The organism is Paenibacillus sp. PastM-3, assembly GCF_029893965.1.
Lineage (GTDB): Bacteria > Bacillota > Bacilli > Paenibacillales > Paenibacillaceae > Paenibacillus_AQ.
This window is the reverse complement of record NZ_JARXXP010000005.1, coordinates 218111-242985: the sequence shown is the minus strand read 5'-3', so window position 1 is coordinate 242985 and position 24875 is coordinate 218111. Positions and strand designations below refer to the sequence as shown.

Annotated in this window: 27 protein-coding genes and 2 pseudogenes; 27 read left to right on the top strand and 2 right to left on the bottom strand. The window is 49.2% G+C overall.

The window, feature by feature from the left end; translation table 11 throughout:
* Window positions 1-79: 79 nt before the first annotated feature.
* Both M2108_RS11500 and M2108_RS11495 read left to right on the top strand, forming a co-directional pair.
* Entirely contained in the window at window positions 80-1036 is a 957-nt protein-coding gene (locus tag M2108_RS11500) for an SDR family NAD(P)-dependent oxidoreductase (protein WP_277469473.1), read from the top strand.
* Between the two features lie 242 nt (window positions 1037-1278).
* Window positions 1279-1686 (top strand): collagen-like protein, encoded by a 408-nt coding sequence (locus M2108_RS11495; protein WP_277469472.1) that lies wholly within the window; start codon window positions 1279-1281, stop codon window positions 1684-1686.
* Window positions 1687-1758: 72 nt separating this feature from the next.
* Here the strand turns inward: M2108_RS11495 and M2108_RS11490 are convergent, their stop codons facing one another.
* Window positions 1759-3627 carry an LTA synthase family protein gene (locus tag M2108_RS11490; protein WP_277469471.1) on the bottom strand — a complete coding sequence of 623 codons (1869 nt, stop codon included), beginning with the start codon at window positions 3625-3627 and terminating at the stop codon, window positions 1759-1761.
* Between the two features lie 217 nt (window positions 3628-3844).
* Here M2108_RS11490 and M2108_RS11485 point away from each other — a divergent pair, with 217 nt between their 5' ends.
* From M2108_RS11485 to M2108_RS11435, 11 genes and pseudogenes are all read left to right on the top strand, one after another.
* Complete coding sequence (locus M2108_RS11485; protein ID WP_277469470.1) at window positions 3845-5401, top strand: ABC-F family ATP-binding cassette domain-containing protein; 1557 nt, start codon at window positions 3845-3847, stop codon at window positions 5399-5401.
* 169 nt (window positions 5402-5570) lie between these two features.
* The gene (locus M2108_RS11480; protein ID WP_277469469.1) at window positions 5571-6113 is read left to right on the top strand and encodes a hypothetical protein; all 543 of its coding nucleotides are present in this window, start codon (window positions 5571-5573) and stop codon (window positions 6111-6113) included.
* Between the two features lie 262 nt (window positions 6114-6375).
* The gene (locus M2108_RS11475) at window positions 6376-6996 is read left to right on the top strand and encodes an HAD family hydrolase (protein ID WP_277469468.1); all 621 of its coding nucleotides are present in this window, start codon (window positions 6376-6378) and stop codon (window positions 6994-6996) included.
* A gap of 358 nt (window positions 6997-7354) precedes the next feature.
* Window positions 7355-7714: a BlaI/MecI/CopY family transcriptional regulator gene (locus M2108_RS11470; RefSeq protein WP_068725472.1), complete on the top strand. Its 360-nt coding sequence runs from the start codon at window positions 7355-7357 to the stop codon at window positions 7712-7714.
* Entirely contained in the window at window positions 7711-9159 is a 1449-nt protein-coding gene (locus tag M2108_RS11465) for a M56 family metallopeptidase (RefSeq protein ID WP_277469467.1), read from the top strand. The genes M2108_RS11470 and M2108_RS11465 overlap by 4 nt, the downstream gene beginning before the upstream one ends.
* Window positions 9160-9278: 119 nt before the next feature.
* Window positions 9279-9368 (top strand): annotated as a pseudogene (locus M2108_RS11460) (DinB family protein); the annotation flags it as partial.
* Between the two features lie 338 nt (window positions 9369-9706).
* The gene (locus M2108_RS11455; RefSeq protein ID WP_277469466.1) at window positions 9707-10285 is read left to right on the top strand and encodes a histidine phosphatase family protein; all 579 of its coding nucleotides are present in this window, start codon (window positions 9707-9709) and stop codon (window positions 10283-10285) included.
* Window positions 10286-10325: 40 nt separating this feature from the next.
* Entirely contained in the window at window positions 10326-10706 is a 381-nt protein-coding gene (locus M2108_RS11450) for a hypothetical protein (protein ID WP_277469465.1), read from the top strand.
* Complete coding sequence (locus tag M2108_RS11445; RefSeq protein WP_277469464.1) at window positions 10693-11352, top strand: DUF4304 domain-containing protein; 660 nt, start codon at window positions 10693-10695, stop codon at window positions 11350-11352. The genes M2108_RS11450 and M2108_RS11445 overlap by 14 nt, the downstream gene beginning before the upstream one ends.
* 252 nt (window positions 11353-11604) lie before the next feature.
* Window positions 11605-11925 carry a hypothetical protein gene (locus tag M2108_RS11440; protein ID WP_277469463.1) on the top strand — a complete coding sequence of 107 codons (321 nt, stop codon included), beginning with the start codon at window positions 11605-11607 and terminating at the stop codon, window positions 11923-11925.
* Between the two features lie 48 nt (window positions 11926-11973).
* Window positions 11974-12357, top strand: coding sequence for a hypothetical protein (locus M2108_RS11435; RefSeq protein ID WP_277469462.1), 384 nt, complete (start codon window positions 11974-11976; stop codon window positions 12355-12357).
* A 24-nt stretch (window positions 12358-12381) separates the two neighbouring features.
* Here M2108_RS11435 and M2108_RS11430 read toward each other — a convergent pair.
* Window positions 12382-12612: pseudogene (locus M2108_RS11430) on the bottom strand (winged helix-turn-helix transcriptional regulator); the annotation flags it as partial.
* On the opposite strand from M2108_RS11430, the gene M2108_RS11425 reads away from it, so the two are divergent.
* The 14 genes from M2108_RS11425 to M2108_RS11360 all read left to right on the top strand — a co-directional run bounded on the left by M2108_RS11425 (window position 12548) and on the right by M2108_RS11360 (window position 24790).
* Complete coding sequence (locus M2108_RS11425; RefSeq protein WP_277469461.1) at window positions 12548-13612, top strand: Gfo/Idh/MocA family protein; 1065 nt, start codon at window positions 12548-12550, stop codon at window positions 13610-13612. The pseudogene M2108_RS11430 and the gene M2108_RS11425 overlap by 65 nt on opposite strands.
* An 85-nt stretch (window positions 13613-13697) precedes the next feature.
* Window positions 13698-14057, top strand: a complete 360-nt coding sequence (locus tag M2108_RS11420; RefSeq protein ID WP_068725491.1) for a hypothetical protein — start codon at window positions 13698-13700, stop codon at window positions 14055-14057.
* A gap of 296 nt (window positions 14058-14353) precedes the next feature.
* The gene (locus tag M2108_RS11415; RefSeq protein ID WP_277469460.1) at window positions 14354-15025 is read left to right on the top strand and encodes a GntR family transcriptional regulator; all 672 of its coding nucleotides are present in this window, start codon (window positions 14354-14356) and stop codon (window positions 15023-15025) included.
* A gap of 33 nt (window positions 15026-15058) precedes the next feature.
* Window positions 15059-16213, top strand: a complete 1155-nt coding sequence (locus tag M2108_RS11410) for an amidohydrolase (protein ID WP_277469459.1) — start codon at window positions 15059-15061, stop codon at window positions 16211-16213.
* A gap of 12 nt (window positions 16214-16225) precedes the next feature.
* Window positions 16226-17269 (top strand): methionine ABC transporter ATP-binding protein, encoded by a 1044-nt coding sequence (locus M2108_RS11405; RefSeq protein ID WP_221798954.1) that lies wholly within the window; start codon window positions 16226-16228, stop codon window positions 17267-17269.
* Window positions 17244-17903: a methionine ABC transporter permease gene (locus M2108_RS11400; RefSeq protein WP_277469457.1), complete on the top strand. Its 660-nt coding sequence runs from the start codon at window positions 17244-17246 to the stop codon at window positions 17901-17903. Before M2108_RS11405 ends, M2108_RS11400 begins: the two co-directional genes overlap by 26 nt.
* Window positions 17904-17933: 30 nt before the next feature.
* Complete coding sequence (locus M2108_RS11395; RefSeq protein WP_277469456.1) at window positions 17934-18953, top strand: uroporphyrinogen decarboxylase family protein; 1020 nt, start codon at window positions 17934-17936, stop codon at window positions 18951-18953.
* A 12-nt stretch (window positions 18954-18965) separates the two neighbouring features.
* Window positions 18966-19799 (top strand): MetQ/NlpA family ABC transporter substrate-binding protein, encoded by an 834-nt coding sequence (locus M2108_RS11390; protein WP_277469455.1) that lies wholly within the window; start codon window positions 18966-18968, stop codon window positions 19797-19799.
* Between the two features lie 19 nt (window positions 19800-19818).
* On the top strand, window positions 19819-20628 hold the full coding sequence (gene proC / locus M2108_RS11385) for a pyrroline-5-carboxylate reductase (RefSeq protein ID WP_277469454.1): 810 nt from the start codon (window positions 19819-19821) through the stop codon (window positions 20626-20628).
* On the top strand, window positions 20628-21392 hold the full coding sequence (locus M2108_RS11380; protein ID WP_277469453.1) for a VOC family protein: 765 nt from the start codon (window positions 20628-20630) through the stop codon (window positions 21390-21392). Before proC ends, M2108_RS11380 begins: the two co-directional genes overlap by 1 nt.
* 598 nt (window positions 21393-21990) lie before the next feature.
* Window positions 21991-22329, top strand: a complete 339-nt coding sequence (locus tag M2108_RS11375) for a hypothetical protein (protein WP_277469452.1) — start codon at window positions 21991-21993, stop codon at window positions 22327-22329.
* A 32-nt stretch (window positions 22330-22361) separates the two neighbouring features.
* The gene (fosB, locus tag M2108_RS11370) at window positions 22362-22829 is read left to right on the top strand and encodes a metallothiol transferase FosB (protein ID WP_277469451.1); all 468 of its coding nucleotides are present in this window, start codon (window positions 22362-22364) and stop codon (window positions 22827-22829) included.
* 130 nt (window positions 22830-22959) lie between these two features.
* Entirely contained in the window at window positions 22960-24009 is a 1050-nt protein-coding gene (locus M2108_RS11365) for an ABC transporter substrate-binding protein (RefSeq protein ID WP_277469450.1), read from the top strand.
* Between the two features lies 1 nt (window position 24010).
* Window positions 24011-24790 carry an IucA/IucC family C-terminal-domain containing protein gene (locus M2108_RS11360; RefSeq protein ID WP_277469449.1) on the top strand — a complete coding sequence of 260 codons (780 nt, stop codon included), beginning with the start codon at window positions 24011-24013 and terminating at the stop codon, window positions 24788-24790.
* The last annotated feature ends 85 nt before the right edge of the window (window positions 24791-24875 follow it).

Sequence of the window (24875 nt, the reverse complement as noted above, 5' to 3'; positions counted from 1 at the left end):
CAATTACTAACTAAGTGATATAGTGTCATTAAGAGTTAGTGATCAATCAATTACAAAACTGAATGGGAGTTGAAGAATGATGAAAAAAGCGATTGTTATTGGTGCTACAGGCGGTACAGGAGCGGTTATTGTATCTGAACTTGTAAAACGGGGGATACCGACGGTTGCCTTCGGACGGTCTCGCCATAAGCTGGAGGAGCTTGCAGGCGGGTTAGGCAATCCTGCTCACCTGTTGTTAGCAACCGGGGATGCCTCCCGGACGGATGATATCGCGGCTGCGGCCAAAGATGCGGATGTATTATTCCATTGCGCGAACGTCCCTTACAATGAGATGGAGAGCAAGCTGATTCCTCTCGGTGAATCTGTAATGGAGGCGGCCGACCGGCTGAGTCTTAAGGTTGTAGTCATTGATGGTATTTACCCCTACGGACGAAGACAAACGGATCGCGTAACGGAGGAGCATCCCAAACAGCCACACACGAAGAAGGGAAAAGTGCGGCTTGCCTTTGAGCAAATGATTTTTAGCAGCAGATGGAGTCATGCGCGCCCCATGATTGTACGCCTTCCGGATTATTACGGTCCGACCGCTAATCAAGCTTCCTATTTGGGCGGAACGCTCGAAGCAATCGCAGCCGGGAAAATGGCCTTTTTCGTAGGGAATATGAATACGCCGCGTGAATATGTATATCTGCCTGATGCGGCTATGATGATTGTGGAGCTTGCGGCTAGCGAGCAGGCTTATGGGCAGAACTGGAATATCCCTGGTTCGGACATTATCTCCGGCCGTGAGATTGTCCGCATTGCTAAACAGGCAAGCGGTACGAATAAGCCCGTTATTGCCCTTAAAAAGGTTGGATTGTCGCTGCTCGGATTATTCGTTCCCGTCATGAAGGAAGTGGTTGAGATGCTGTACTTAACGGAAGAACCGCTACGCTTAAGCGGGGAGAAGTATCAACGCCATATCGGGGCTATTCCGGCAACCAGACCTGAGGTTGGTATTGCGGCGACCGTTCGGGAATTGCAGAAAAGGAAATAATTTTTCAGGCAAATGAAGTTATTGATCCATCAATTACAAAAGAAGTAAGACTGGCAAGTACGAAGCAATCTCCTCTTGGATAAAGAGCCGTCCATCCTTATAAGCCGTTCCGCGGATCGCCAGCCTATTTCCCAGCAGCTCAGGTGTGGCAGCCTGCGGAGTTTTATTGGCATCCGCCCAGTCGCCCTCTCCGCAAATGCATATGATGATAATGCCTACTCAATGAAAAGGAGCGATCACATATGGGATTATTTCCAGGGCCGGGTGGCGGCCAAGGGTTTCCGGGTTTCCCGGGAGGACCAGGTGGACCAGGGGGACCGGGAGGACCGGGATTTCCCGGTGGATTTCCGGGGGCACCGGGGGGAGGACCAGGAGGACCAAGCGGCGGACCAGGCGGTGCTCAAGCGCCAACGGCTCCACCACCGCAATTCGTACCGCAAATGACGGCTACCGCCTATGCCGTCGATCCCGGCGGGATCAGACGCTGCCTGTTCCGCAACACCTATGTCTGGCTGAACAACGGCGAGCAATTCTGGTTCTTCCCGGTATTCGTTGGACGTAATTCTGTTGCCGGATACAGATGGTTCGGTTTCTCCTGGGCTTACTTCGGCATTGATTTGAACCGGATCAGTTCATTCACCTGTTTCTAAAGACACTATTCTCAAACAAAAACAGCCACGCCTGCCGGTCTGACAGGAGTGGCTGTTTCTATTTGCAAAGTCTTATTCTTCAGCGACCTCGCGGTCCGGCAGCTGTGACACATAGCTGTCTGAGAGCTGAAGCAGCTTCAGTGCAGAGTTGAACTCGTCTTCAGTGGACTGCAGCGGTTTGTCGCCGTCACCGGACAGCGTGTAGTGCTGGCCGTCCTCGAACCCGCTGCCGGACAGGAACAGCTCCTCGTTATTGACAAAGGATCCGGTCGGCAGATAGTAACGCTGCGGCAGCAGGTTATACTCTCTCTGGTTCAGGATATCCTGGCCGAAGTGAATATGATTGTCCAGCGGAACACCAAGCAGATTGGCTACTGTCGGCAGGATGTCCACCTGACCGCCCAGCTGGTTCTGTACACTCGGAACAGGCACGCCGGCAGAAGAAATGATTAGCGGAATGTTGATCAGATCGCGTTCGGTGTACTCTTTTCCCAGAATTTCCTCCAGCAGGACCTTGTCTTCATCCTTCAGCGAGAAAATCGGCAGGCCGCGGTGATCCCCGTAGAGTACAACAAGGCTGTCGTCCCATACGCCGTTCTCTTTGAGCTCAGCGATGAACTGTCCCAGTGCGTAGTCTGCATAGTTCTGGGCGCGGATGTAGTCTCCGACAAACGTTCCTTCATACCGCTCCGGCAGGATCATCTGGTACTTGTTCTGTGGAATGGTAAACGGATTGTGCGAGGACATCGAGATGACATGGGAATAGAACGGCTGGCTGCTCTCATTCATCCGGGCCAGCTCTGCAGAAGTTTTGGAATAGAGCACTTCATCAGAGGCGCCGTAGAAAACCGTATCGTCCTCACCAAAGAAAGCTTTGTCATAATAACGGTTAAACCCAAGTGCCCGGTAAAGCTCACCGCGGTTCCAGAAATCCACTTCATTCGTATGGAAGGTGGCGGTATCGTAGCCTTGCTCCTGCAGCAGCTTAGGTAAGCTTGGGAGCTCTTTTGGCGCATATATCTCGGTCGCCGGACCATCCGGCGGTACATAAAACGAAGTGTTGACGATAAACTCCGCATCCGAGGTGTTGCCCTGGCCGACCTGCTGGAAGAAGCGCGGGAAATAGATGCTGCTGTCCGCCAGCTTGTTCATGTTCGGTGTGATTTCCTGCCCGTCAATCGACAGATGAATCAGGAAATTCTGGAAGGATTCCATTTGAATGATGACCAGGTTCTTGCCCTTGGCTGCCCCATACAGGATCGGAGTAGACTTAGCTGTGATACCCTTGGTCTGATCAATCACAGATTGCGTAATTGCCGAGCTGTCGATCAGCTCTTCTTCCTGGCCTGCCAGCAGGGCATAGGCCTCATAATTCAGAATGCCCATCTGCTCGGCCTGAACCGTCTCGTTCATACTGGCTTTGTTCGGAAAAATATTCATCATACAGATGACCAGCGAGATGCAGAAGAGAGCGGCTACAACCTTACGGTTGCTGCGGCGCGACATCGCTTTTTTCCAGGCCAGTGCCTTCTTGCGGCTGAGCATAATCAGGCTGATGATAATGATGTCCAGGAAGATCAGCATGTACTGCGGATGGATAACGGCGAAAATACTCTTTTTGACCGCACCCACCTGTTTAGCCTGGCCGATTACCTGCGAAGTAGCAATAATGCCGAAATGATTGTGATAGACGATCAGCGAGAAAAATAAAACGGTAATTAATAGATTGACGAGCATGTAAATAGCAATCTTCCGCTTGGTGGCGAACCACTCAATCAGACAGAAGATAATCAGGACAAAAGGGATTTCTTTGAACCAGGTACTCCAGGTCGGCCCGTCCTCGAACAGGTAGTACCAGGCAAAGTAGCTTTTCGCCAGCATGATGATAGAGAAGAAGAGTATGGATCTTTTACTGAGTGTGCGTGGTTCTTTCAACCGCATTGCATATGCGCATCCTTTTCACTTTAATTAGTTCATTCTATTACATTGCAGGTCCGGAATTCAACTCTATTAGATTACCTGAAAATGCTGAAAATTCCTATGTAAAAATCAATTAAAATACATCTTCTTTCTGAATTTGAAAACCGTTCTGGAGTTGCGGCAACAAAACCTTTATAATATGACGAGTATACTTTGTAAAGGAAAAGGTGTTAACTTCATGAGCATATTAAATGTAGAGAAGCTGAGTCACGGCTTTGGTGACCGGGCTATTTTCACGGATGTATCCTTTCGCCTGCTGAAGGGTGAGCATATCGGTCTGATCGGGGCCAACGGTGAGGGTAAGTCTACCTTCATGAACATCATCACAGGCAAGCTTCAGCCGGACGAAGGCAAGGTGGAATGGGCCAAGCGCATGCGGGCAGGCTATCTCGATCAGCACGCCGTGCTGACCAAAGGGCAGTCGATCCGTGATGTGCTGCGCAGTGCCTTCCAGTATCTGTTCGATATGGAACAGGAAATGAACGATATGTACGGCAAGATGGGCGATGTCACTCCGGAGGAGCTGGAGCAGCTGCTGGAGGATGTCGGCACCATCCAGGATACGCTGACTAACCAGGATTTCTATATGATCGACGCCAAAATCGACGAAACGGCCCGCGGTCTGGGACTGACCGATATCGGTCTGGACAAGGATGTAAATGATCTGAGCGGCGGACAGCGGACCAAGGTACTGCTGGCGAAGCTGCTGCTGGAGAAGCCGGACATTCTGCTCCTTGACGAGCCTACGAACTATCTGGACGAACAGCACATCGTATGGCTGAAGCGCTACCTGCAGGAATACGAGAATGCCTTCATTCTGATCTCCCATGATATTCCGTTCCTGAACAGCGTAATTAACCTGATCTACCATATGGAAAATCAGTCGCTTTCCCGTTACGTAGGCGATTACGAGTATTTCCAGCAGGTGTACGAGGCGAAGAAGCAGCAGCTTGAATCTGCTTTTAAGCGCCAGCAGCAGGAAATTTCCGACCTGAAGGACTTCGTTGCCCGTAACAAGGCGAGCGTGGCTACCCGGAATATGGCGATGTCACGGCAGAAGAAGCTGGATAAGATGGAAGTGATCGAGCTGGCCAAGGAGAAACCGAAGCCGCAGTTCAACTTCAAGCAGGGCCGTACTTCCGGCAAGGTTGTATTTGAGACGAAGGATCTGGTGATCGGCTATGACTCCCCGCTCTCAAGACCCCTTGACCTGAGCATGGAGCGCGGACAAAAGATCGCACTCGTTGGCGCCAACGGTATCGGTAAAACGACGCTGCTGCGCAGCATTCTCGGCCAGATCCCGACCATTTCCGGTTCCGCCAGACTGGGCGATCTGCTGGAAATCGGCTATTTCGAGCAAGAGATGAAGGAAGCCAACTACAACACCTGTATCGAAGAGATCTGGAATGAGTTCCCGTCCTTCACCCAGTTTGAAATCCGCGCAGCCCTTGCTAAGTGCGGCCTGACCACCAAGCACATCGAGAGCAAGATTGCGGTTCTGAGCGGCGGCGAAAAAGCCAAAGTCCGGCTCTGCAAGCTGATCAACCGCGAATCCAACCTGCTCGTACTCGATGAGCCGACGAACCACCTTGACGTTGACGCCAAGGACGAGCTGCAGCGTGCGCTCAAAGCGTACAAGGGCAGCATCCTGCTGATTTCCCATGAACCGGAATTCTACCGCGACATCGTAACCGATACCTGGAACTGCGAATCGTGGACGACAAAAGTATTCTAATATGCAATGCGTGTGACGGGCTGCCTCGGTGAGGTAGCCCGTTTGTGCGTGGAGCAGCGGATTGTTCAATCCTTTATATGTAAGCTGCACAGTAGCTGGTATTATACTTGTATATCCTAAAATTGGGGGAGAGAGAGGATGCGCCATCCGGGGAGGAAGAGTGGGGTTGATGAGTAGGAATAGAAAAGCCAGATTTTTAAGCCTGCTGGCCATTATTTTTCTGTCATGCATTATAGCAAGCTGCGCCGGAAAGGGCGATACAAATGATCCTTCCGATAACCCAATTGACCGGGCTTTCAGTGAAGATATCAAAAATGCGTCAGCTACAGTGGAGATAAGGTATGTGGCCCACATGTATTTGACAGCCTGGGAGGCGGAATGGAATTATCTGTTTGAGGATTTGTCGGAGCACTACCAGTTTGAAGAGGACAAAAAACTACTGAAGGAATATAAGGAAAGGTATGAGGCTTTTGTTGAAAAGGGGTCGATGCTGGAGTGGACAGACTGGTCGGATACCTCTGTTGCGCCGGGCAAAGCTCGTCCATACGGAACCGGAACAATCGGTGCTTCTTTAATGGAGGAGGCAGCCTTGTACCGCAATCAAGTACTGTACTTGATAGATAAGTACTATTCTGATTCTGATATGTACGAATATGGAGAATACACTTATTTATACAGCGGGAATGGTGCTGAGTTTGATAAGGCGCTGTAATGGTGCGCGAAAGGAGTGAAGAATCTGCGTGAATGAACGGGAAGGATTTATATTACGAGGAAATCAAGGTTATTTGAAGCTGGAGCTGACACAGGCTTCTATAAAGAATATCCAGATCAGGAAAATGAGCTTAGGTTTGAGTTCCTGTCGGACCAGAGCTTTATCTCTTCAACACTCAATGATCTTAAAGGGTTCGTGCAGCTGTATGGCGGGCTAACAGGCATCAAATAACACATAGGATAACTTATAGCAGGAGGCTAACATGGACAGCATTATTTTTGATCTGGACGGGACGATGTGGGATTCTTCGGATGTGGTGACGGTGGCGTGGAATGATGTGCTGCGCAGGTATGGAGACATTCCGCATGTCATCACCAAGGAAAGTTTACAGGGAATTATGGGTCTTCTGCCTGCTGAGGTTGGCAAAATTCTGCTTCCCGGGGTGGAGGAGGCTGTACAGCAGAGGCTTTTGGATGAGTGCTGTGAAGCTGAGTGTGATTACCTCGTCAAACAGGGCGGATCATTGTATGAAGAGCTGGAAGCAGTCCTCACGGCTTTATCGGCAAAATACAAGCTGTTCATCGTCAGCAATTGTCAGAAGGGATATATCGAGGCTTTTTATGAGTACCATCAGCTGGGCAGGTTTTTCGCGGACTATGAGAACCCGGGCCGGACGGGGCTCCCCAAGGGTGAGAACATCAGGCTGATCATGCAAAGAAACAATCTGGAGAGTCCGGTCTACGTGGGCGATACAGCGGGGGACCAGAAAGCGGCGGCATTCGCCGGAATCCCGTTTGTTTTTGCCAGCTACGGCTTTGGAGAGGTTAGTGATCCGGATTATACGATTAACCGTTTGAGTGATCTTTTGGAACTGTTCAACTAAGCCTTATATCCATATTAACCGGGGATGGAGCTGAAGCTCATGCACGGGAATCGAGTGTTGTTAAGTTTGGGGGGAGCGCGGTAAGGCTGCTGCCTATCTGGGTTTTGCTGCCGGGCTCCTGAATCTGATCGGATCTTTCCCCTGGCTGATTGGGACAGCCGTAACGTTCGTATGTCAGCTGGCTTTTGCGGCATGGTTTGTTGTGCTTGGTGCCAGGCTGATCAGGGTTTCCGGAACGGCAATGCCAGTGCCAGTGAGTACGCCAAAGGGCTAAGCAGCGCCTTGACTTTTGAGGTTTACTGCAATAGACTTAAGTCATGAGGTTTACTGTAGTAAACTTATAAAGAGGAGGAGCTGCATGGAAACCTACAAATTGTTTGATGCCGAGTACAAATTCGCCTGCCTGATCTGGGATAACGAGCCGATTAATTCAACAGAGCTGGTTAAGCTGAGCCAGAGTAAGCTGGGCTGGAAGAAGTCAACGACCTATACGGTGCTGCGGAAGCTGTGCGAGCGGGGAATTCTGAAGAACGAAGACGCAACCGTTACCGCCATTATCAAAAAAGAAGAGGCCCAGCAATACGAAAGCCAGACCGTAGTGGAAAAAGCCTTCGGCGGATCGCTGCCGCAATTTTTAACGGCCTTTCTTGGCAAAAAGAAGCTGTCTGAAAAGGAGGCCGAGGAGCTGAAGCGGATTATTGAGGAGGCGACCCGATGATTACAGGCCTGTTCGTCACCGTCCTTAATATGAGCATTACCGCCGGTTATGTGGCAGCTGCGGTAATCATAACGAGGTTATTTCTACGCCGTGCCCCCAAAATATTCTCTTACCTGCTCTGGTCGGCTGTATTGGTCAGACTTGTGTTCCCTGTCACCTTCACTTCAGGCTTCAGCCTTTTGCGGCTGTTCCAGCCCCGTAGCCAAAGCCAGGCGGGAGCTGGAGTAATGGAATTTGTCCCTGCCGATATCGGGCTTCAGCTGAGGCCGGCTGTGGATGCGGGGATTGGCGGAATCAGCCGTCTGATCAACAGCACTTTCCCGGAGGCGGCACCGATAGCAAGTGTAAATCCGCTGCAGCTGATCCTGTGGACGGGAAGTATGATCTGGCTGACAGGCGCAGCTGTTCTTTTACTCTACAGTGTTGTATCGTATGTGCGCCTTACAGTTAAGCTGCGGACAGCAACGCTTGTAAAAGACAACATTTATGAGTCGGATCAGATTGCGGCGCCCTTTGTGTGCGGTTTTATTAAGCCGAAGATTTACGTTCCTACCACACTGAGCAGTCAGGAGCTACCCTATATTATACTGCACGAACAGACGCATATCCGCAGGCTGGATTATCTGATCAAGCCTTTTGCCTTCCTGCTGCTTATCATTCACTGGTTCAATCCCCTGATGTGGCTGTCGTATGCGCTCATGAGCAAAGATATGGAGATGTCCTGCGATGAAGCTGTGGTCCGGAAGCTGGGGAGCGGGATTAAAGGGAGCTACTCAACCTCATTACTCACGCTGGCAACAGGCAAAAGAGGAGTCCCGGCTGGCAGTCCGCTTGCTTTCGGAGAAGGGAATGTGAAATCCAGAATTAAAAATATTCTCGCCTACCGCCAGCCTTCACCCTGGATCACTGCGATAGCCTTTGTCGCTATCACCGTTATTCTGGCAGTCTGTATAGTGAATCCTAAGCCTGTAGCGTCACCTGAACAGCTTCCTTATAATGGATACAGTGTGGAGCAGTTGTTGAAGAACCGCACCCTCTATGTGGGAGCAGCCAGCAAGGTTGGCGGGCTGATCGGAGCGTTGCCGGTACCGGAAGGTCTGGAAGGGCAGGGAATCGAGCTTCAGACGACGGCTCCGCCGTATGGTTTGACCATCAAGTATAAAATGAATGACGCTGCCGGGGTGACCCGAAACGGTGCCATCAGCGGGGATGCTTTTTACCATAATTCGATTGTGCTCTTTAGCCTGATTGATAATGTCGATAGCATAACGTACAGCCTGGCAGATCACACAGGACAATATAATGGTGCAGGTTACAGCTTTACTTTTGTCAGAGAGCGGGTTAATGAGCTGCTTGGAAGGGATGTCCGCCAGTATGCAGGTGATGAAGCGGGGCTGCACCAGCTGATTGACCGTATAGAGGGAATGCTGTCAGCGGACTATTAATACAAATGCAGCCATAGATTTGTTGCGCTTATTTCACAGTTCAATACGTAACTGGCAGGTCGGCAAGGAATGGTTCGACTGGTGTGAAGCCATGCGGCACCTGATCCCCACGAAATCCACACATCGGTCAGCTCACAGTCTGGGCGCGGGAGATCGGCAAAGAGCCGGTCAGTGCCAATTTTGTCGGCAGGGGCCTGTACAATAGTTAGCCTGTTTGAAGGCGTAATATGTCTGTAAAAAGCACTGGAAAAGCACTGGAAAAGCACTGGAAAAGCGGAGAGAGCCGCGGGTTTCCGGTGCTTTTTGCATTAACAGCGGCTTATAGAGGATTGTGGATATTCGCTTGTGCCGTTATTCTTCATCCTCATTGGTAGGCCTGATTCCACCACCAAAAAGCCAACCTTTAGATGCTGATGTGCCTTTCATTCACCAGTAAAGTTCATCTAACAGAACAAGTATAGTACATTCAGTGCGTGTGGGATGTGTTGTTGAGCAGAGTAAGCATAGTTAATTGCGGTTATTCTGCTTTTCAAGGCAGGAATGTGCAGTGATAGAAGCGAATAAGGAATACAAAAAATGGATGTACGGGGGATTAGCAGTGACTCAATTCTTTCTTGTTCGGCATGGCGAACCTCAGTGGGATATCAACGAACAGTATAACCTAAAGGGACATGGACGAGACCTTGTTCCTCTTACGGACACAGGAGTAGATCAGGTATATGCAGCAGCAAAGGATCATCGTTTACATCAAGCAGAAATTATACTCTCTTCTCCTTACCCAAGAGCGTTACAGACAGCTGCTATACTGTCTAAAGAACTTGGTTTAGACATAAAAATTGAATTCGATTTAAGGGAATGGCAGCCTGATCTAACCTTTGAATATGATTCATTGGAGAGGCTTAAAGAACTGGGGGACGATTATGATGCTAATCATGGAGTTTATCCTCCCGGGCAGTACAGGGTTTGGGAATCTAAAGAACTGCTTAAGGAGAGGGTAGAGCAGGTAATAGACAAGTATTCCGGATTTCAAAAGGTCATCATCACCGGACACGGCATGGCTTTTCGTACTTTGGTAGGAGAGGTCGGCGAAATTCCTCATGCTTCGATTATTGAGTATTCTAAATAAAGATTAGCCAAGATTAAAACTAATTTTCGGGAGCATTCAAATGGAACGAAAATACCAAGAAATACGAGAATATACTGAGTATGAAATCAAAGAAATTCTAGATCAACAAGTCATTGAGGAGTTGATTTTTTTACCAATATCAGTGGGCCTGTATCACCATAGTTGGAAAATAGCTCAGAATTTGTGTTTGGAATTAGCCCAGCATAAAGATGCTCATGTTAGAGCAAATGCTGTATTCGGATTAGCTCATATTGCAAGGACAAAGGGGAAACTTGATAAAAGAATAATAAAGCCAATTATTTTAAAGGAATTAAGACAGAATGAAGAATACAGAGGAATGATTATAGATGCAATAAGTGATATAAATCAATTTTTAGGCTGGAAATTAGCCAAGAGGTACTTCAATAATGAAAACATGTGATTTCAGAAAGCTAATCAAGAAATATCTGGCGCCGGCTTTACATGAGCTTGGTTTTTCCGGAACAGATCACCATTTTGTGAGAGTTGATCAAAACCACGTTATTTATACTATTGTGATCCAGGCAGATAAGCACGGCGGTTCTTGCGTTGTCGAACTGGGAGTCCACTTTGATTTCCTCCCTAATTCGATTGGACAATTTATTCCTGCTAGTAAGTTAACAGTCTATGATTGTGAATGTAGAACCCGTATAGTTAATGAGGTAGGATGGTTTCAGTCAAAGGTTCTTCGTAAAAGAGCAAATGTTATTTGGTTTCAATATGGCGATACAGAGGATGAATCAAAGGCTGTATTAAACAAAATGAAGGAACTGATTGTTAATCAGAGCACATTATACTTCTCTCAATTCAGAAACTTTCCTCATCCGGTAACCTCAATAACAATCAAGGAGTTATCTCACCGTACAAAGAGGCTGGACCGTTATGGAGCACCTATGGACGTACGGTTAGCCTTATTAATTACACGAACACATGCTTTTCTCGGAAACAAAGCAGAGGCTGCTAATTTTGCACGTTGGGGACTTGAAAATAGCAGTAAAGCAAAAGGGCTAACTCAGTATTTCACAGAGATAATCGATCGTACTAACTGAAAGTGTATAGTCCTCAAAGAGATCCAGTGTAAGTCAATTCAGGTTTATAATGAAATCGATTACTATAATGAGATCTGATAGTCTCTAATAAAGAATCAGAATCCGGTTATGCAGAAGACGAATATTACTTTATAGACTGTAGTGGAAATAGAATCACACAGGCAGAAGTAAGTAATCACATTAAAGAAGAACATGGTAACGGGACCATGAAGGAAAAGTTTTTGGTGAGGAGGTAGACGGGGGGTATTCTACTTGCCACATATTGCTGCAAAAATAACCTTGTTAAAAAGTGACGGGAAAGGCAATGGCCGCGATAGGCCAGTACGCTCAGGCTACCGTCCGGCACATTTGGTTAAAGATGATTTTTTAACAACTGGTATACATAAATATTATGGTGATGTTTTGGTGCAACCAGGTGATAGTGTAATGGGGACTATTACTTTCATAACTCCGGAATTTTATCCTCGAACGTTATGGATAGGCAGAGTATTAACCATTCAGGAGGGCAGCAGGCTTGTCGGATATGCCGAGGTAACACAAATATATAATGAAATTTTGGTGAAAATGGATTGAACTATTCGTACACACTAACAAACCCATCCAGAAAGTGAGGCAACAACAATGACACTGTCACTAGCAGCAACTGTCTTTTTGGTCCTGATCTTCATAGTCATTCTGTTTCAGGCAGCACTAGCAGCAGGTATGCCCTGGGGAGAGTATGCGATGGGCGGGAAATTTACCGGCAGGCTTCCGGCTCCTATGCGTGTGGCATGCCTGGTGCAGATCGTCATTCTGGCTCTGCTTGCGCTAATTGTTCTGAGTAAAGCGGAGATGCTTTTGCCCGGCTGGCGGGAGTTTGCGGATGTGGCGGTCTGGTTCGTGGTTGCTTTTTCCGTGATAGCTTCTGTTCTAAATCTTATTACCAAAAGCGTCCGGGAACGAAGAATCTGGGCACCGGTTTCGATATTAATGCTGCTCAGCAGTGCTGGAGTTGCCTTAGGATAAAAGGATTGGGAATCGCATGAGGAATTATTGCTGTTTACCCTGATCAGGCTCACTATCTGTGCTACTGTCCTGATGGATAGCATTAACGAACCGTTTGCCCCATTCACAAAGCGGATCGAGAACCGTCTGCAGGGACCTGCCGCTTTCAGTCAGCTCGTAGACAACCTTTGGCGGCACCTCCAGGAAAACGGTGCGGAGAATAAGCCCGTCTGCTTCAAGCTCTTTTAGCTGCTGGGTAAGCATTTTTTGGGTCAGGGCTGTAGCAGGAACACAGCCGGAAACTGCGCGTGCGGCGGCTGAGCTGCACGCTATAGATTCATACTATACAAGTATTGAAGAGATGGCCGGACAACCGGAAATTGATATTGTAGCGGTAACTGTAAAGGTACCGGCGCATGATCAGCTGCTGCGGGAAGCGATGAAGGCCGGCAAGCATGTGTACAGTGAATGGCCGCTGGCCCGGAATACTGATGAGGCGCAGGCACTGCTTGCACTTGCGGAAGATCGGGGTGTTAAGCATGTAGCCGGGCTGCAGGCAAGGGGCAATCCTGCGGTCCGCTACATTCGGGACTTAGTTGCTCAAGGCGAGATTGGTCGCGTACTGGCTGTGAATGCAATCGTTACTCTGCCTGTATTTCCGACATCGGACGGGACGGTAGACCAGGCGCATGTCTATTTGCTGGATGAAGCTAACGGGGCTGATCAGCTGACCATCGGGGCGGCGCATGTCCTGGATGCAATTGAATATATGGTAGCGCCGTTTGTTGAGGTCACCGGCACATTGGCGACACAATACCCGCATGTACGCGTGCTTGAGACAGGTGAGACGCTGAGCGCAAATGCACCGGATCATGTGCTGGTTCATGGCAGGCTGGCGCAGGATGCACTCGTTTCAGCCCAGTTCGTCAATGCAGGTTCGCCAGGGTTTACGCTTCGGATTATCGGAAGCAGCGGGGAATTGGTTATTACTCCGCAGGATCAGCTAATGTTCCAGATGGACCGGCTGAAGCTGCAAATTGCCCGTTCCTCCGGCGAGGTCGTGCTACTGCAAACACCGGAAGAGTATAGCTCAAAAATACAGCATGTATCCCCGGGCCCAGGACATAATGTTGCCGGTCTCTACGCATTGTTTGCGCAGCGTTTAGGAGGGGAAAAGGGGATAGAGCTGCCTGATTTCGCCCAAGCCTTGCGGCTACACCATCTTATGGATGCTATAAGGAAATCTGCTTCTACAGGTATGCGTCAAGAATCATAAATCACAGAAAAGGAAACCGTTTGCAATTATAATGTAAGCGTTATCTAAATGCTGCTACATTAATACGCAAATGGAGGAATAGGACTTGAGCTTAAGCAAAGCTTCCTTTAACCTGCTTGTGTTTATGGGATTGAGCATTCAGTACGCTTTGATGCATCTTTTTTCGGCCGGAGAGATTATCGTCATTTCAACTGCTGAGCTTGTCATTTATATGCTGTTCACCTTTGCGGGACTGGGCTCCTTCTTTAAGCGCAGAAGACGTGCTTTGGCAGAGCAGGGATGCGGTTCGGCGGGGCTTTTTTTCACCGTTCTGTGGACTGTTTCATTGTGCTCCCAATTCCGTAAAGAAAGCTATCCGGAGGCGTTGACGCTGATCAACTCGTTCGGTGTATCCGCAGCCGGTCTGGTGCTGCTGACGGAGATCATTGTGCTGTTCAAGGTTTAGGATCTACATCATGTCGTTGTGAGATGGTGAATGAAGTAGAAGACTGGGCTTCTGTCGTTGGCGGACAGAGGCTTTTTTTGTATGCTTAAAGAGCGACTCTTTGCTATCACCTATAAATCATACTTGACTAGTGTGAATAATAGGTTTATAGTATGAAAAAAAGCTTGAAAGAAGAAAAAAGTTTCCAAACGAGCAGGCACTTACTCCGTTAAAGTACTAAAATGATAATTGTATACAATTATACAATTATATTTAATGATATCAAGTAAATTCTCATACAGGGGAGCATCAGAGGTATGGAGCTACGGTCACGAAGGCTGTCAAAGGATAATACCTACTATGCCTTAAAGCAAAAAATCATTAACAATGAGCTGGAGCCGGGCCAAGCGGTTAATGAAGAAAGCCTGGCGGCAATGCTGGGAGTCAGCCGGACTCCGCTTCGTGAAGCGATCCAGAGACTGGAGAATGAGGATTTTCTCGTCCGCCAGCCCAACGGCAGGTTGAAGGTGGCTCCGTTATCGCTTAAAGAGGTTGAGGAGATTTTTCAGATTCGCAGCATGCTCGAAGGGCATATTGCCAGAAGTGCAGCGAGGAATGCTACCGATAAAGATATTCAGCAGCTGACCGTGATGATGACACATATCAAGCAATCCTTTCAGCTCGGCGAGAAACAGGACTTTGTCTCCTACGGCTTTGAATTTCATGATTATCTGTCGGAAATAAGCGGGCTTATGACCTTTGAGAAGGTGCTGAACCAGCTTAGAGACCGTTCGCTCCGTTATTGCCGTTATGTCTCCCTGCACGGAGACTGGAATACGCAGGCGGATGAAGAGCATAATGACATCCTGCAGATGATCGCGGACAGAAATGAAGACGGCGCAGAGCAAGCAATGCGGGAACATATTTTGAACAGTCTGGCTACGGCACTTGAACGGATGAGCGGGATTGAAGCTGAGGTCAATCCATAAGCTTTTGCCAACGGAAAGGGGAGTTATGAACCTATGAAGCTGACGTATAAGAATGATCATGAGCTGGAGGGAGAGTTAATTGGGGTACGGAGAAATCTGCACCGGGAGCCTGAGCTGTCCTATGAAGAGTTCAGAACCACTGAGAAGCTGCGGACATGGCTGGCAGATGCTCACATACATATTTTAGATCTGCCTCTAGCAACCGGACTGATTGCCGAAATCGGACAAGGCGACGGGCCGATAGTTGCTATACGCTGTGATATTGATGCGCTGCCGATCGAGGAGCAGACAGGCTTGCCTTACGCTTCAGCAATACCGGGGAAAATGCATGCCTGCGGCCATGACTTTCACACTGCTGTTATATTAGGGGCTGCACTGCTGCTGAAAGTCCGTGAGAATGAATTGCCGGGACGGGTCAGAATCTTGTTTCAGCCTGCGGAGGAGACAGGGCACGGGGCGGAAAGTGTACTGGCATCCGGAGGTCTGAATGACGTAGCTGCCATATTCGGATTACATAATTCACCGGAGCTGCCTACAGGAACCTTTGGAACAAGGTCAGGAGCTTTGACAGCAGGCGTAGACCGGTTTGAAATTAAGGTAAAAGGTGTCGGCGCCCATGCGGCTACTCCTGAAAAAGGGGTGGACACGATTGTCACTGCGGCGCAAATGATTACGATGCTGCAGACGGTGGTAAGCCGCCAGAGCAGTGCAATTGAGCCGGTTGTGTTAAGCGTGACGAGAATTAACGGTGGCTTCACCTGGAACGTGATTCCGGAGCTGGTTGAGCTGGAAGGTACAGTCCGGACTTACAATGAGGAGATCCGCCGTGAAATTCCGCTCCAGATGACCCGTATCATCGAAGGCATTGCGGCAGCAGCCGGCGCTGAGGCGAAATTGCTCTGGTATCCGGGGCCGCCGGCAACGGTGAATCATGGAGAATGGGCTGATTTTACGAAACAGGTCGCGTCGAATGCAGGATACAAGGTCGAGGATATTCCGCTGCAGATGGGCGGAGAGGATTTCGCACTGTATCTGCAGCAAATTCCCGGGGCGTTCGTAAATATCGGAGCCGGACCGGGCTACGCATTGCATCACCCGCAGTTTGATGTAGATGAGGCGGCAATCCTGCCTGCAGCTAAATATTTTGCAGCGTTGGCCGAACAGGCACTGGAGAAGCTGCAAGCATAAGGGGGAATGAACATGATTGAATTAAAAAATGTCCACAAAACATTCACCCGGAAAGGGATCACGATTGATGCCCTGAAGGGGGTCAGCCTGAAGGTTGAAAAGGGCGACATCTTCGGCGTTATCGGCTACAGCGGTGCCGGGAAAAGTACATTAATCCGCTTGGTCAATTACCTGGAGCGGCCAACTGAAGGCCAGGTGCTGGTCGATGGACATGATCTTGGAGCTTACAGCGTCAAAGAGCTGCGTGCAGCCAAGAAGAATATCGGCATGATCTTTCAGCATTTCAACCTGCTGGAATCCAAGAAGGTATTTGATAACGTAGCGATCCCGCTTGTCCTGCTGAAAAAGAGCAAAGAAGAAATCCGTAAGCGTGTAACGGAGCTGCTGGCTTTCGTTGGACTAAGTGACAAGGCCGGAAGCTATCCGAATGAACTGTCCGGCGGGCAGAAGCAGCGGGTCGGGATTGCCAGAGCGCTTGCTTCCAATCCATCCATTCTCCTCTGTGATGAAGCAACCTCTGCCCTGGACCCGCAAACCACCCGTTCGATTCTGCAGCTGCTGAAGCGGGTCAATGCAGAATACAAAATCACTGTGATGATCATTACACATGAAATGTCGGTCATCCAGGAGATTTGCAACAAGGTGGCTGTGATGGAGGAGGGGCGCATCATCGAGCAAGGCAGCGTACTCGATGTGTTCGGGCATCCGCAGCATCCGACTACGCAGAATTTTGTGAAAACCGTCATTCAAAACTCCATAACCCCTAGTGTGCAAAAATCAATAACAACCGGGCTTGGCAGCCGGATCTGCAAGCTGAATTTTGTCGGAGCATCCACCACTGAGCCGCTGCTCTATGAGATGATTCGTACGAACGAGGTAAAGGTCAACATTCTATTCGCGAATACAACGGAGATCCAGGAAACGACACTAGGAACCGTGATTGTTCAACTTGACGGCGACGGTGCTGAGATTAATAAGGCCGTAGCTTTTCTGAAAAACAATGGAGTCAGCGTAGAGGAGGTGGAAGCTTATGTTCTCGACCACAGTAACCGGTGAGCAGTTTTTAACGGCTTTTATTGAAACTGTACAAATGGTGGGTGTGTCCCTGTTCTTCGGTTCCCTGCTCGGAATTCCCATCGGGATCTTGCTGGTAATCACCCGTCCGGGCGGTATATTGGAGAACAAGGCAGCCTATACCATCCTTAATCCGATCATCAATATTGTACGTTCGCTGCCCTTTATCATCCTGCTGGTGGCTATTATTCCGCTAACAAGAGCAATTGTTCATACTTCAATTGGGACAGCCGCTGCGATTGTACCGCTGATCATCTATATTGCTCCTTACATCGGGCGGTTGGTTGAAAACTCTCTGCTTGAAGTGAACCCGGGAATTCTCGAAGCTGCCGAGTCCATGGGCTCTACCCCGTTTCAGGTAATCTGGCACTTCATGCTGCCCGAGGCCTTCGCATCCTTGATTCTGTCTTTAACGACGGCAACGATCGGTCTGATCGGGGCAACGGCAATGGCCGGAACAGTCGGCGGCGGCGGGGTCGGCGATTTGGCCATCGTCTACGGGTACCAGCGGTTTGACACAGTAGTGGTGGTAGCCACAGTTATTATCCTTATCATTCTGGTACAGGGCATTCAATCTTTAGGCAACACGCTGGCGCGCAAAATTCGCCGTCACTAAACACTACGTATACTTGGAGGTAGCCGGCAGATGAGTAATTGGAGTAAGCAGGACCGTTTCAGAGCCTTATTATCCGGAGAGCGGGCAGATCGTCCGATTGTCAGCGGATGGCGCCATTTTATCGACAAGGAACAGACAGCAGAGGATTTGGCGGCAACGACCATTTCCTTCACCAAGCAATATGATTGGGACTGGGTCAAAATCAATCCGAGAGCGACCTATCTGGCTGAAGCCTGGGGCAATCAGTATGATTTTGCAGATTATCAGACGGTATTTCCGCGGCAAAAGACAACGGTAATTCCGGCGGCAGAGAACCTGTGGGAGCTTGAAGTAAAGAAAGCGGCGGACACTGCTGTTTTCCAGGAGCACTTGGAGGCCGTTAAGCAGATCCGCCAGGGACTGCCTGACACCCCGCTGATTCAGACCATATTCTCACCGCTGACGGTACTGCTGTTTATCGTAGGGCGCTCCGCTTATGTCACCAAAACGGTATTTGGCATTGAGCAGCCTGTGACACTGGAATCGCTGTTCAAGGAGCACCGGGCCGCAGCACATCATGCGCTGCATGTGATTTCGCTAACCCTGGCCGATTATGTAAAAGAGCTGCAGCACGCAGGTTCCGACGGCTTGTTCTACGCAGTGACTGGTACAGCGCATCCGGGTTTGTTCGATGAAGCGATCTTCGATGAGCTGTCCAGACCATATGATTCTATCGTCTTGGAAGCCGCCAGCTACGGCAAAAACATCCTGCATACCTGCGGAGCCTATTCGCAGCCGGAGAAATTTAATGATTACCGGATTGACGGAATCAGCTGGGATACCGTTGCCGAAGGCAATCCGGGTCTTGGAGCCAACCTGAAAGCAACCAAAGTAGGCGGAGTCGATCATGGCCTGTTCGCCGTGAACGATATTGCGCAGATCAGGCAGCAGGCTAAAGATGCTTTGACTTTCATGCAGGACCAGCCGTTTATTCTCTCGCCCAACTGTGCGATCCCCCTGAACGTAAAAGATGAGGCGTTAGTACAATTTAAAAACATAGTATTGGAATAGGAGATGAAGGTAATGAAGAAATTATTATTGGTTATGTTAATCGGGGTTATGGCGGTGCTGACAGCCTGCGGCAATAAGGAAGCGGAGAGCGCAGGAGAAGACAAGAAGGAAATCACCGTCGGATTCGGTGTGGGAACCTATGAAGAGCAGTTCCGCCAGTCGATTCTGCCAATTCTGGAGGAGCAGGGCTACAAGGTAGATATCAAAACCTTCTCGCAGAACATGCAGGTTAACCCGGCAATGAAGGAAGGCTCAATTGATGCAAGTGTTTTCCAGAGTACAGCTTACATGGAAGCTATTAATGAAGAAATCGGTGCAGACATGACAGGAATTGCTTATGTTCCTGGAGCTCCGCAAGGCCTATATTCCGTAAATCACACGACGCTGGATGATGTAAAGGACGGTACAACTGTAGCTGTTCCGAATGACCCGGTTAACCAGGAACGCGCGCTGCGGATTCTGGAAGAGCTGGGCTGGATCAAAATCAAGGAAGGCGCCGGTGTTGCCGATTTCAACATCAACAGCATGGAGCCGGACAAATTCAATATCGATATCAAAGTCCTCGACCCGGCACAGATCCTGGTTTCCCTGCAGGACGTGGACTACGGTGTGGTTAACGGTAACTACATTGCTAACTCGCCGGACAGAAAAATTACAGATGCGCTGAAAATCGAGAACACACCTATGCAGCACAGAATTATCGTGTCGATCAACAAAAAGGATGAAAACACCCAGTGGGCCAAGGATCTGAAGGCTGCCTATGAATCAAAAGAGTTCGAAGAATACATCAAGGGACTGGACAAATATGACGGCTTCATCCTGCCGGAAGCATGGGATAACAACTAAGAAAGGGAAGTGGATGTAAGTGGCACAGAAGCAGATTCATTTTATCGGCGGTGGACAGATGGCGGAAGCCATGATCCGCGCCTGTATCGCCAACAACACCCTGTCGGCAGATGAGATCAGTGTAACAGATGTCAACGAAGCGCGTCTGCAGCTGCTGAGTGACAAGTATAAAGTAAATACCGGCAGTTCACAGGAGCATGGCCTGTCTGCGGCCTCCATTATTGTGATTGCCGTTCGTCCACAGGATAATCTGGCTGTACTTGGTGAGCTTGTACAGCAGCATGCTGCACCTGCTGCTACAATCGTTTCGATTGTAGCCGGGGTGACGATTGCGCAGCTTGGCGGTTATTTTGGAGCAGAACGCCCGATTGTCCGGGTCATTCCGAACACCTTGACCGATACAGGCTATGGCTATAGCGGCGTGGCCTTGAACAGCTATGCTGACCGAGATCAAGTAGAGGATTTCCTGCTCGGCTTCGGCAATGTTCAATATCTGGACGAAGGCTATATTGATATCTTCACCGGCTACGGTGTAGCGGGACCGAACTATATCTATTATTTCATTGAGTCCCTTGTGGATGCCGGTGTACTGGCCGGACTGCCGCGTGAGCAGGCGTGGAATGTCGCGCTGGAGAACATGCTGGGCGCAGTCACCATGCTGCGGCAGACCGGCTTGCATCCGCGGCAGCTGCTGGATATTAACAATTCACCGGGCGGAGTCGGCATGCACGGCTTGTACGAGCTCAACAACAGTGACTTCGCGGCCGGATTGCAGCGCAGCGTACTCGCAGCCGTTAAGCGGACTACGGAGCTGGGAGTGAAGAAATAATGGCTACCATCACTTGGGATCATCTGGTGCATTATGTGAACGATCTGGATCAGCCGGTCGAAAGCTTCCGCGAGCATGGACTGGTTGCCTTTAGAGGGGGCGCTCATAAAGCCTGGGGAACGTATAATTCCTTAAGCTACTTCGGGCTGACGTACATCGAGTTTCTGGCTATTGAGAACCTGGAGCTGGCGAAGGCCACAGCACACAATGTCGTTGTGCGCGATGCGGTACAGCTGCTGCCTGAGCATGAAGCCTTGAGCAGAGTGGTGCTCCGGACGGATGATATAGATGCCGTAGCTGCTTCCCTGAATGCTGCGGGTTTGTCCTTATCGCCGATCATCGACGGCAAGCGTCTGGATAATGCCGGCAGACTGATCGAGTGGCGGATGATGACGATTGACGGTGATTTTGCAGGACTCGTCTATCCGTTTATCATCCAGTGGAATGGAACCGATGAGGAGCGGCTGGCCAATATGACGGCCTCTGGTATCATCCAGCCTCACCCCGCTGGAGCAGTCGAGATGGTGAGCGCGGTGTTCCGCGTCTCCGATCCGGCCGCGGCCGCCAACCATTGGAGCACGTTATTCGGACTTCCGGTTACAGAGTCAGAGGGCGGCAAATACAGCCTGAAGGTTGGAGTGCAGTCGTTTGATTTTGTGCAGGGGGACGAGAACGAGTTCAAGCAGGTTATTTTTGCAGCAGAATCAGCAGCATTAAAAGGTAAGACCATTCAGGTGGGCGAAGGTGAATATGTATTCACCTGATTACAGCCTGACGGGAATAAGAGGGAGCCTCTGGACTATGTGCCGGGGGCTTTTTTTGTGCAGACAGAGAGTGGTAAAGGAAAATGTAATAAAAATGAAACGAAATTCCATAATTTGTTCTATATAATGGTTTAGATGGATGGTTGTCAAAGGTATGATGCAGGAGAGCGAAGCTACTTTAGTTTGGATAAGCACCGCAGGCGAGCTGGAATTAATTTAAGTGTAGTTTGTACATCTATATCCGGTGAAAATCGGGCGTGGGCAGCTTTAATTGTATTTGGTGCAACTAAAATAGGGGATTTGGCGTAATTGTACCCTTTTCCAGAAGAATAAGTGTATGAAGTGCATCTAAATGCTGGATTGGCAGAAATATTGGCGTTTTAGTTGTATAGAGTGCAGTTAAGTCGATTGACCAAGGTTTATTTTCTAGGCTGGGATAAAGTTCAGTTTGAAGGTACTTATAATTATATGTACTATGCCGATAGATGAAGGTGAACGGAACGAAGAAAGAATTGGTTGTGTCCGTTCTAGCAATCCATTTAATCCGTACAGAGGCAAAGATATATATTGTGAATAAGGTGAAAGGGAGATAGCTTATATGAGTCTTAATCTGGTACCGCTGCGAATACCGGCAGGATGGAAAGTTAATCTGAATGATTTTACAGAGTCTTTTCCAGATAAATTTACTGATGATAACTATAAATATCGCTGGGAATTTAAAGAGGATATACTGCAGCTTGAAAGCGATCATAAGAAAAGAGTAATTGATCTCGGCTGGTATCCTGAATTCGATGCAGAGGGTCAATATATGCTAATGCTTGTTGATGTTAGTGAGGAGAACGGCGAAGGATCATTTTATTGGAATAAACTAATAGAATACAGATCGAGAAGCTTTGAAGAGATAAGGATGAAGATTGAGGAGTTTCTGAGAACGTGAAAATCATTGGGCGAACGAAAGGATCACAAGACATGAATATCCAGGGAATCAACCATTTTTGCTTTTCCGTCTCGGACTTGGATCGGTCCATTAAGTTCTATTCAGAGGTGTTCGGTGCCCGGATTCTGGTTAAAGGCAGGAAGCTGGCTTATTTTGATCTGAACGGGCTGTGGATCGCACTCAATCAGGAGGATGTGGTTCGTGACAGGAACAATCGGATATACACGCATATAGCTTTTACTATTGATAAAAATGACTATGAGAACCTGCTGAATAAGCTGAAGGAGCTGCACGTTGAGGTGCTGCCCGGGCGGGTAAGGGATGCCAGAGATAAGGAATCTATCTACTTTTATGACCCGGATGGACATTTGTTTGAGTTTCACACGGGTACATTGCAGGACCGGCTGGACTATTACCGGGCAGAGAAGGAGCATATGATTTTTTATGATGAGGAAGGGTCAGGAAAGAGGTTTGATGTGGATAGCTTGATCCGCTCCTGAAGTAACAAATGTCGCAATAATCCGGCTGCAATGTCGCAAAAGTACATGGAACCGGTGTGTAAAGGTAGAGTATACTCACCTTATAAATCTGATAATGAAAATCATTATCATATAAATAGGGGGAGTCAGCATGAACAGAGCAACAAAAAAGCAGTCATCATCACTATTAATGGTATGGATGCTGGCGCTGGTACTTGTACTTACAGCTTGCGGTACCAATGGAGGGAACGCCAATACGGGGAATGCTGCACAGGCAACTGCTGCCGCGTCGGCCGAGCCGTCTCCGGCATCCGAAACGCAGGCTTCGCCAACACCGGAGACGCAGACTGCTGCGGCTTTCCCGGTTACCATCAAGCATATGAAGGGCGAATATAAGCTGAATGAGAAGCCGAAGGTGATTGCCGCGCTGGATGTGAAATTCGTAGATCAATTGGTAGCGCTCGGCGAGCAGCCTGCAGGCAGCGTTGTCGCTGGGGCAAAAGGAGCAACGTTCCCGGATTATCTGATGGATCAGCTGAGCGATGTACAGGTCCTCGGCACACGGGATGAGCCCAACCTGGAAGCTATTGTAGCGCTGAAGCCGGATCTGATCCTGATGACTGACTTCCAGGAAGAGGCTTACGAGAGTGTCAGCAAAATAGCGCCAACAATCGTACTCGACTTCTACGAGGACTGGCGGGATACGCTGGCAACAATCGGCAAGATCACAGGCAAGCAGGCAGAGGCTGTGGCTGTACAGCAGGCTTACGAGGACAAAATTGTCGGTCTGCGGGAGCAGCTGGCAGCGAAGCTCGGTGATGATACGGTAGCCCTGATTCGTCCAAGACCGGAAGGGATTCGGGTGCACGGGCCAGAGCACCGGACAGGCAGCATTCTGTATGAGGATTTGGGATTGAACGCCCCTGAATTTGTTAAAGCCATTACCGAGGACACCTCTGTTGAGATTTCTATGGAGACTGTCGCTGATATCGGAGCGGACCGCTATTTCCTGCTGTCGGATGACTTGTTTGCCAAAGACGCAGCGGAGCTGGCGAACAGTCCGGTCTGGAAGTCGATGGATGCCGTCAAAAACAACCGTGCCTACGACGTAAATGCAACACTCTGGATCGCCTACTATGGCCCGATTGCGATTAACATCATTGTCGATCAGGCTGCGGAAGCACTGCTGGGAGCGCAGTAAAATGGACAGCTATCTGTCATCTGCCTCCTGGAAGCAATTGACGGCGGATTACCGCATATGGCCCGGTGAACCGCCCGCAAGCAGCATCCGTACGATTGCTCTGAGCCATCTGCATGATGAGGCAGCATGCCGTGATTATATTAGCTGGTTCAGAGACTATATCGGTGCACCGGATACACAGGTTGCCGCTTCCATGCTGGCTAAACGGATCGGATATTTGTGGATTGCGCCGCTGCTGACGGCGATAACGTTTCATAACCGGGAAGTATCTATTGTCCTGGACAAAAGCTATCTTTATCATAAGGATATGTCCGCCGGACAAGGGGATACGCGTTTTCCATTTCTCGCTTTAGAGGGACTGCGGACGGCGGCTGCACCGCTGGACAATAGAACCGTATGGCGGGAAGGGGTTGTGAAGCAGATTTTTGCAGAACACCTTGCGCCGCTGCTGCAGATCCTTGCCGCAGTTGGCCCCGTCTCCATGGCGGTACTCTGGGAAAATATTATGGTGCGCATTGCCCCGCTATATGCTCCCGGAACAGCAGAATCCGGGCAAGAACAGCAGCGGATGAGCGAGGATTTTACTTACCTGACCAAGACTGCGCCTGGTTCATTGTTTGGGATGAGACGTAATCCGTTAACACGTTTCACTGAACAACATGACGGGATTCAGGTTGCCAAGAGCAAGCGGATCACTTGCTGCTTCTATTACCGGATGTCGGGAGAATATTGCCTGAAATGTCCGAAAATTGACAATGAGAATGAGTCTCAATTAAAATGACAACAGCAACATATTATCTATAATGCGGCCGCATAACCAGAAAAGTGCATTCTGTTCAGAGCGGCTGTGAATGAAGATGCTATTG